General features: G+C 46.9%; 10 protein-coding genes and 1 pseudogene. All 11 read right to left on the bottom strand.

From position 1 onward, the window contains the following. A pseudogene (locus AAC855_RS20070) lies at nt 1–992 on the bottom strand (hypothetical protein); the annotation flags it as partial. Nucleotides 993–1,000: 8 nt separating this feature from the next. Next, the gene (locus AAC855_RS20065; protein ID WP_340611919.1) at nt 1,001–1,633 is read right to left on the bottom strand and encodes a baseplate wedge 1 family protein; all 633 of its coding nucleotides are present in this window, start codon (nt 1,631–1,633) and stop codon (nt 1,001–1,003) included. Further along, a complete protein-coding gene (locus AAC855_RS20060; RefSeq protein ID WP_340611918.1) occupies nt 1,630–2,823 on the bottom strand; it encodes a baseplate J/gp47 family protein in 1,194 nt (397 codons plus the stop codon). The genes AAC855_RS20065 and AAC855_RS20060 overlap by 4 nt, the downstream gene beginning before the upstream one ends. Further along, on the bottom strand, nt 2,820–3,173 hold the full coding sequence (locus AAC855_RS20055; protein ID WP_340611916.1) for a hypothetical protein: 354 nt from the start codon (nt 3,171–3,173) through the stop codon (nt 2,820–2,822). The genes AAC855_RS20060 and AAC855_RS20055 overlap by 4 nt, the downstream gene beginning before the upstream one ends. 2 nt (nt 3,174–3,175) lie before the next feature. Further along, nucleotides 3,176–3,865, bottom strand: a complete 690-nt coding sequence (locus tag AAC855_RS20050) for a phage baseplate protein (protein WP_340611915.1) — start codon at nt 3,863–3,865, stop codon at nt 3,176–3,178. Next, entirely contained in the window at nt 3,846–4,736 is an 891-nt protein-coding gene (locus AAC855_RS20045; protein WP_340611914.1) for a baseplate hub protein, read from the bottom strand. The genes AAC855_RS20050 and AAC855_RS20045 overlap by 20 nt, the downstream gene beginning before the upstream one ends. Then, nucleotides 4,726–4,998 carry a phage baseplate plug family protein gene (locus tag AAC855_RS20040; protein ID WP_099121326.1) on the bottom strand — a complete coding sequence of 91 codons (273 nt, stop codon included), beginning with the start codon at nt 4,996–4,998 and terminating at the stop codon, nt 4,726–4,728. The genes AAC855_RS20045 and AAC855_RS20040 overlap by 11 nt, the downstream gene beginning before the upstream one ends. Beyond that, nucleotides 4,998–5,741, bottom strand: coding sequence for a phage baseplate protein (locus tag AAC855_RS20035; protein WP_340611912.1), 744 nt, complete (start codon nt 5,739–5,741; stop codon nt 4,998–5,000). Before AAC855_RS20035 ends, AAC855_RS20040 begins: the two co-directional genes overlap by 1 nt. 72 nt (nt 5,742–5,813) lie before the next feature. Beyond that, nucleotides 5,814–6,341 (bottom strand): DUF2335 domain-containing protein, encoded by a 528-nt coding sequence (locus AAC855_RS20030; RefSeq protein WP_340611910.1) that lies wholly within the window; start codon nt 6,339–6,341, stop codon nt 5,814–5,816. Beyond that, on the bottom strand, nt 6,313–6,519 hold the full coding sequence (locus tag AAC855_RS20025) for a hypothetical protein (protein ID WP_099111602.1): 207 nt from the start codon (nt 6,517–6,519) through the stop codon (nt 6,313–6,315). Before AAC855_RS20025 ends, AAC855_RS20030 begins: the two co-directional genes overlap by 29 nt. A gap of 163 nt (nt 6,520–6,682) precedes the next feature. Next, complete coding sequence (locus AAC855_RS21715) at nt 6,683–7,540, bottom strand: ORF6N domain-containing protein (RefSeq protein ID WP_422824413.1); 858 nt, start codon at nt 7,538–7,540, stop codon at nt 6,683–6,685. Nucleotides 7,541–7,582 lie beyond the last annotated feature (42 nt).

Genomic DNA, 7,582 nt, shown 5'->3' with positions numbered 1-7,582 from the left:
GCGGTATCTCTGTACCAACCTTCCGGGGCTAAATGTCCATCAGTTTGCGGATTGTTCGGACTATAAACCCGTTGCCCTTTCTCCAGTACATATCGATTTGCCCAGACATCCTGTGATGATACGATGCTCTGGCCCTCACCCGACTGTATAGCGCCTGTCGCTTCAAGATTTCCGTTTAATACGCCACCGGTTTTAGGATACGCACCAATTTCCTCCGGCTTGGGTTTATTATTCGGGCTGTAAACCCGTTTACCGCCGGATTCGTATACACCAACCCCCGATATATACCCTGTCGCATCCACATTGCCGTTTACTGTGCCACCTGTTATGGGGTAAGCGCCGATATTGCTGACAAATTCAGGCTTATTGGGAATATCCGCCCCGTTCTGCGCTTTCTCAAGGCGACTATTGGCGTTGTCGTTGACCTGATTCAATGCCGAATTAGTGGCGTAATCGCCTTTGTCTTGTTTGGTGTTCAGGGCGTCAGTGACCGCATTCTGACTCATCACCTGTGATTTACTGTTACCGACTGATTGCACCACATCTGAACGATTGAGCTTTTTGTTTAACTCATCCAAAAGCTGAGTTGTGCTCACCTGTTTCCATGCCGCACTCACTTTCTCAGATGACTCTTTGTTAAAGTTAATTTTGTTGTTATCCACCAGACTCTGAAACTCACGGGTTTCGTCATCAGACTGCAATATTGCCCCTTTGGGGTAGCCCCCGGTCGAATCGGCATATTCCTGAGAATACTTAAACTTCCCGCCTTGGGATAAGTACACGATATTCTCTGAAATCTGGTTCAGAATACCGTTAAAATCGCGTCCACTGGGGGGTAAACCTCCTGCGGTGACGGGCATCATGGTAATTTGCGGAAACCCGGTATCCCATGTGGCCTTTTGGCTGGGTAGGTCTGATTTGTGGTTTGCAGGGATCGCGTCTTTCTGCCCGTTCTGCGCGAAGGGCTTAGGGATTAAATTAGGATTTTTCATTGTTCACCTTATTGTGCAAAAGCGGCCTGACCGAAAGGCTGAAAGCCCGTTCCGTAGAAGCCGAAAAATTCACCCGCAGGCAGTTCTGCGATAGAAATCTGAACCCCTGACGGATGGGGTAAGATGTTGTGGTGGTAAATCAGGTTCTTCTCTAATTCCGATAACCGGTATTCAAAAACATATCGTGCGGTCATATGTCCGGTGATCAGGTAATAGGCCCGGCCTGTAAAAATGCAACTTTTCAGGAACCGGTTAATATTCGGAGCGGTGGCATACAGAATGTTCGAATAAGCCTTCATTAAAATAACGTCCCGATAAGTGGAATCATCCATCTTGTAGGACATATCTGACGCCCCGCCACTGTAAAAGGGTGACTGGTCAAATGGGGTATACTTCTCTGTCTCTTTAAAGCCGAAATAATCCGCATTCGGATCGGGTATGGATAAATCCCTGCCAATGCCGACAATCCGCCCCCAGATATCCAGCCCGAACCCTTTTGCTGTGAGTACATTGACTGCCAGATGATAAAACTCATCCGTACTGGCTCTGGGGTCGACAGTATCATTGAAATTATTGAGGATAGTGCAGAGGGTCGGACTGTTAGCGTACTGGCTCAGAAAGGTGTCTTTTATCTCAATCATGACGTTATCCTTATGTCATCCACTGATAACACCGGGAATTCATCAATACCGAACTCCAGATAATTTGCTACCGCCTCGCCTTTTCTGGCTACCTGAACCGCGATTAACCGCTCAGTCGCAGCTTGGGCCACAACACAAATGTAATCACTGGCAATCAGTTTCTTGGCAATGCGCCCTTTTCCCCGGCCTGTGGTGAATTCGTCCATGACAGCCTGACGGGTGGCTGCCTTGTCCTGATGGGTGAGCTTGAGCTTATCTTCAAAGGTGATAATAAACTCCACAGGGATATGATGCGGTCTGATGAACTTAATATCGTAAACAGGCGGCATGTAAGGAAAGCTTTCGGTATCTTCGTACTTGACCGTATTATTGCCCACAAAAGAGCAGCCAGACCCCGCTTTGCTCAGAATATGTCGGGCAATCTCATTATCATCGCCACCCACGACAGAGACTGCGATTGAGTTCCGAATTAACGGATAGTGGGTAAATCCTACGGTTTTTGTTTCGTTAGACGGGTTATCAACAACGTAACAGTCTATCACGCCCTTAAGATTACCTACTGCTCCCCGTGTCGCGGCATTGGTGTTTTTTGCATTGACGGCTACCGACTGCTGTCGCCTCAGCTCAAACTCCTGTCGGGATTCCGCCTCCTTGCCCACAATAGCGGCCTGTTTATTGATAACCGAATCTACCCCGGCAACAGCTTTCACAATGCGATTAATGGACTCGGCAGCCGCTTCAATTCGTCCAACAACATCACAGTAAACATGCACAGTGACGAGCCCATCATCACCGATTGTGACTTCCGTCTGCGTACTCCACGTCCTCCCGGCGTTATCAGCCACCTGAAAGCCAACCGGGATAGTCGTATTGACCAACCCATTAATCGTAACCTCAGCCACGGATTGGGTCGCTTGTTTGCGTTGCAGGAAATAAATATACCCCAGCGCATCCTGCATCAGGCCGTCAGCGTAACGCGGGTCAAAGCTGTTCAGAAGATGGATAAAGAAGTTACGTTCGTCGGTGATAATCGCAGTTAGCGTCGTCACTAGTTGGCCTTGCGGGGTTTTCATGTCGGTATTGAGATTGTCACCAAAACACCCCTTAAGTACCTGCCACCAGCCGTCAATCACCTCCTGTGTGGGGGGGGCTAATATCCCCTGTGGGGTCATTTGCAGTTTTGGGATCATAGTTCGATTGCTCCCTTGGTTCCGTTAATGTCAGTAAACAGTATTCGTCCTCTCACTACCCGATCATTGGCGGTACTGAGTTCCGCCGTAGCTGATATCACTCCCTCGACAGATATAGCTGCATCCTCTAAATACTTGCGGTACATCGCCAGTGAATAGCGGTTCTTACCTAAAATTTCCTCCAGATACGGAATGCCGTCCCCTTGCGAGTAATACAGGTCTTTGACGAAGACCCGACAGGCATTAGCCACTGACTGCGCTCTGGCGTACTGGTCTGAGGCCATAGCAATGTTGCCCGCCGCATCGAGAGTTAAATCCCATGTGGCAGGCATTAAAAATAATGTCCGCATGATTACGCCTTCTGGTTAGGTGGGCTGGTATTTGCGCCTTGTCCGTGTTCGGGATGAGTGTGGCGGTTATAGATTTCACGCATACCCGCCATAGACTGGCTATTGATGATTGTGTTGTCGGTAATATTGCTCTTGGCCTGAATGGTACTGGTCGTCTCAACCGGCGCATCCAGTACAATTTTAGTGGCTTTAACGTTCACGATGCCGGTGGACACGATGTCCATTCCGCTCTCCAGAAAGTGGATAAACTGGCTCGGCGTGCCATTCAGTAAACCACCGAGATAGAGACTGTCCGCCATATCGTATTTGCGTTTACTACCCGGTGGCGCTGAATTCTTGGTTCTCTTCACCTTTGAGATATCCCGGCTGGCGGTAAAACAAAAGCCCAAATCCCCTACTTTTGGGTCAAGAATGACGGCGTTTTCACCACCCTGATAACGAAAGTACGGCACATTGTAGACGGTGGCATTCTGGTAGATATTGCCTGCGCCATCGACCTGTTGCACCAGAGGCAGAATATCGACATACCCCACCGGGCCAACTCCGCCCCCGTGGATTTTCTCTACCCGGCAAATGGTCACCGTGCCCATTCTGCCAATCAGTGACCAGATAATGGCTTCCTGACTGAGCGCTCCGCCGGCGGTGGTTTGTGGATCATAAAGTAATACCCGTTCACTTCTTGATGGCGGCATAGTTTTCTCCTCGTCGGCTGGCTGACACTTCCATCGCCCATTGTGCGGAATCCTGCTCGGTTTCTAATATTGTCCTGATACCAAAAACCAGCCAGTCCCCGTTACATATCTTTATCAGACTGTCAGTAATACGGACGATACCGCCAAACCGGACAAGGGGGTCATAGAAACACTTGAACTGCACGCCGAGATTGGTTGGTATAGGGTAACTGATTAGGCCTGTTTCCGGCGAGATAACCGGAATTTTTAAGGTGCGCCGGGGGTTGTCTTTGTAGGTGATGGCTACGTTTTTGTCTTCGATATACACATCCAGATTGGCAGCATGAGCCAGTTGGCGGATTTTATCGATATCCGTGTTATGGAGGTACGGATCGGAGACTTTCACGCTGACCCCGTTAGACTCAAAGGTGTACCCCATGCGCTGGCAAATGGTCGCGATAATAGCGGCAACATCGTGTTCACCTTCGTAACTTTCAGCATTCACCCCCTGCATTTTATCCAACACCGCCGTTTGCGACTCAATCACCAGTGATGCATTGGGTACATCACCAAAATCAGGATAGGCAAACGTGATGCCGCCTCTGAAGACCTGTGATAACGCCTCACCTTCTTCTCCGGCCTCAATGGTCATCATATTGCGAAGCGCCTCAAAATTGCCCCATTTTTTGCGCAGTAGCTTCTCCATCGTCTCGATAGGCAGGCCATAAGCTTTCACCCGTGCATAAGGCGTGATTGCCCCGTTGCCGTAGTTAATTTCGGCGTTAATGCGTAGCCCGGTGGCAGCGAGTTTATTCTGGCTGGATGAGGTGAAGGATTCGTCTTTTCCTGAAAGTGTGAGCGTGATTTTGATAACCTTGCGATTAAATTTCATCGTTCCATACCAGTTTATAGCGGGAACCGAGTCCGGTGTATTCCGGGTCAGTATTCCCTTCAATATCCACAAAGACCAACCATCGACAGATATACGACAGATTCCGGCAGACACGGTTACACACTAGATACTCGCCGTTCTTTTGTACCGTGGCGAAAATATTTCCCAGTCGGCTTTCAAGAGTCAGGTCGATTAGGTCTGTACCAATCGTGAATGAGGTTGTTTGGTTGGGAATAGGAGATAAAGTAATTTCAACAAGCATTAAAAGAACCCTCCGCCATTAATTTGTTGTCGCCCCATCTCTAGGAGTTCTTTGCCCTTATCAAGGGCTTTACCTAATGCACCGCCGACTCTTTCGCTAAAATCCCCAATCCTCTTTAATTTAGTTTTTCTGCTATCCAAAATATCATCCAGTATGCCGTTCACTTCTCGCTGCTGCGCTTCTACTTTTTGCGTTTGATCGCCTGTGTCCTTTTTCTTAGCATCGTCCGGGTTCTTCACCTCCTCTTTGTCATATTTAATTTTTACCTCCCTGACTTCTTCCAGATGGACATTGACCTTAATCAACGTAGTGCCGTCCTTGGCCTCCCGTGCAAGGTCATAGCCGACAATGGCAGCATTGATGTAGACAAATTCCGGTGTGACCACATGAAACTTCAATGTGCTTTTCGCTAATATCTCAAGCTGAGACAGGAAAGCACCGCGCTCTAATGTGCCACCTGAACTTTTGCTTAACTGAACCGTCACTTTGTAAGGCTCACCGACCTTGTTATAAGAGGCAAATGAGCCGTTCTCTATCGGAGCACTTACAACCCGATGCTGGTTCTGGTATTGCAGGGATATCACGCTGTCTGCCAGTAAAAGAGGGATGCCATACTGATTGAATATTCCCCAGTAGTTGCCAAATAGCGTATTTATTAACGCCGCACCGCCTAGACTAATTCCGGCATCGATTGCAGCGTTGGGGATACCCTTCCAGTTAGGGATATCTGGTTTTCCAAACATAGTTCACCCCGTTTTTTGGATGTAAAAAAACCGCACTAGGCGGCTTATTGAGAATAATGTAAGAGTGCGGCGTTAATCGTCACTATCATCTGGTGGCTGTTTCAGGTAACGCCCCAAGACAAACACAGCCACCAGCCCGACTAAATCCAGTGTCACTAGCAGACTGGCAAAACCTATTTCACCGCTGCTGGCAAAATAAAAAGCGCCACACAGGATAAGCAGAGCAAGACCAAGCCCCATCCACTGGCCTCTCCTGTCCTTTGACATCCCACCATCAACAATCTTGTTGTCCATATCATGCCGATGTCTTTGTTCTTTTTCTGCCAAAGAAAGCAACCGCTCAGCAGCACCCGGTAGAATATTTTCATACTCTCTTAGCTGGCTTGGCGGTGGTATTGGGCCTTGAAATTCGAATATCTTATGCTGTATGACTGAAACAATATTAGGGTTATCCAATATCCTATTCAGTGCAGCCGGATCAGATATTAACCGCTCTTCTATAACGGCTATACTATCTTGGAGTGACTCACTACCTTGATGCTCATTAGCATTCTCCGGTAGTGAGTTATCATTATGCGGTTTTTCTGAGCTTTTGGGCATTGGCTGACTCACCAACAGTAACGATTGAAGTGTTCATATCTTTCGATATGTTCATCATATCTGACCTTAATCGCTGTGCATCGGAGCCAGTAGGAATAAGCTTGCGGTAATCAGTCGCTGGCATGATATCCATAATACTGCCCATCGCTCTCATGTAGCGGCGTATTGTAGCTGTCATGATTGCCTCCTCACAGTCAGTTTCATCGTGCCAAAACTGCAATATAGCTCTTAGTTTAATCCAACAGTTTTGGCATTACAACTTACCAAAAGGTTTCAAAACCAAGTATCATTGTATGTATTCTATACGAATAATATTCGTTTATGCCATCCGTGGCTTGGAATTACCACTTGTTAACTAGCTGAGAAAAACTCTCTTTATGAATAATGAGATACCCTGCCCTTTGTGCCAGCTCCATAAAAGTATTTAGCGTTAACACATGACTATTGGGATCTACCGTCTGATAATCCTGTATTTCCCTATTTCGAAGGGTGACTAATATCTTACCGTTATCAGGTAGTGAGCTAGTGTTAAGCAACGACGACTCTTTCGGAATATATTCACCTTCTAAAGCCAGTTTATGAACATACTCAACAGCCAGAGGTAACTGCTCAACAGTCAGTTCATCGATACTCTCTACATTAAACCTTTGGTGGATGAGTGAGTAAGCTTCTGGGTACATAATGCTCTTTTTGCTTACCAGTAAGTTAACAGCGTTCTTTAATGGGTTACGTTGTTGGACTGTAGATTTAATCGCCACAGTCTCAACCCCTTTCAGGTTAAAATAGAAATCTTCCAGTTTTCCGAACACATCCCATGCTTTGTCAGTATCCAGCATTTTAGCGTGACGAGCTGCACCGCGTTCAGTCCAGAGAATTAGACTACGGGCACGTTTACCAACAATTTTAGACTCATCCACAACAGAGTAGCTCGAAGATACTCTGTTATTGACTGACTTACTTTGAGTAAGTCTGTTCTTTAATTCCTTTAAAATTGAACCAGTTAACTTAAAGTAATGCTTCCCTTCAATAAAACGTTCTTTGTTACGTGAGTGGTTAACTTGAATGTTAATCACGTCAGTTTCATAAACATCAGCTAACAGCTCAGTAGTAATGACCGGAACATTGTTGTGCATGATGGGGATCATGTGCTCTACTGATGGGGAGTTTTTAGTTAATTCATTAACTGTTATACTTACCATGTTTACTTCCTTTCGGTTGGGGTAAACGTTGTATTAGAGGCC

It is taken from the genome of Xenorhabdus bharatensis (genome assembly GCF_037996705.1).
In the GTDB taxonomy this organism is placed as follows: Bacteria; Pseudomonadota; Gammaproteobacteria; order Enterobacterales; family Enterobacteriaceae; genus Xenorhabdus; species Xenorhabdus bharatensis.
The sequence above is the reverse complement of the archived record's forward strand: the minus strand, read 5'-3'. Positions and strand labels throughout refer to the sequence as shown.

Coding starts and splice junctions, on each gene's coding strand:
- AAC855_RS20050 (WP_340611915.1), bottom strand. CDS start 3,865: ATGCCGCCATCAAGAAGTGAACGGGTATTACTTTATGATCCACAAACC.
- AAC855_RS20025 (WP_099111602.1), bottom strand. CDS start 6,519: ATGACAGCTACAATACGCCGCTACATGAGAGCGATGGGCAGTATTATG.
- AAC855_RS21715 (WP_422824413.1), bottom strand. CDS start 7,540: ATGGTAAGTATAACAGTTAATGAATTAACTAAAAACTCCCCATCAGTA.
- AAC855_RS20055 (WP_340611916.1), bottom strand. CDS start 3,173: ATGCGGACATTATTTTTAATGCCTGCCACATGGGATTTAACTCTCGAT.
- AAC855_RS20030 (WP_340611910.1), bottom strand. CDS start 6,341: ATGCCCAAAAGCTCAGAAAAACCGCATAATGATAACTCACTACCGGAG.
- AAC855_RS20035 (WP_340611912.1), bottom strand. CDS start 5,741: ATGTTTGGAAAACCAGATATCCCTAACTGGAAGGGTATCCCCAACGCT.
- AAC855_RS20045 (WP_340611914.1), bottom strand. CDS start 4,736: ATGAAATTTAATCGCAAGGTTATCAAAATCACGCTCACACTTTCAGGA.
- AAC855_RS20040 (WP_099121326.1), bottom strand. CDS start 4,998: ATGCTTGTTGAAATTACTTTATCTCCTATTCCCAACCAAACAACCTCA.
- AAC855_RS20065 (WP_340611919.1), bottom strand. CDS start 1,633: ATGATTGAGATAAAAGACACCTTTCTGAGCCAGTACGCTAACAGTCCG.
- AAC855_RS20060 (WP_340611918.1), bottom strand. CDS start 2,823: ATGATCCCAAAACTGCAAATGACCCCACAGGGGATATTAGCCCCCCCC.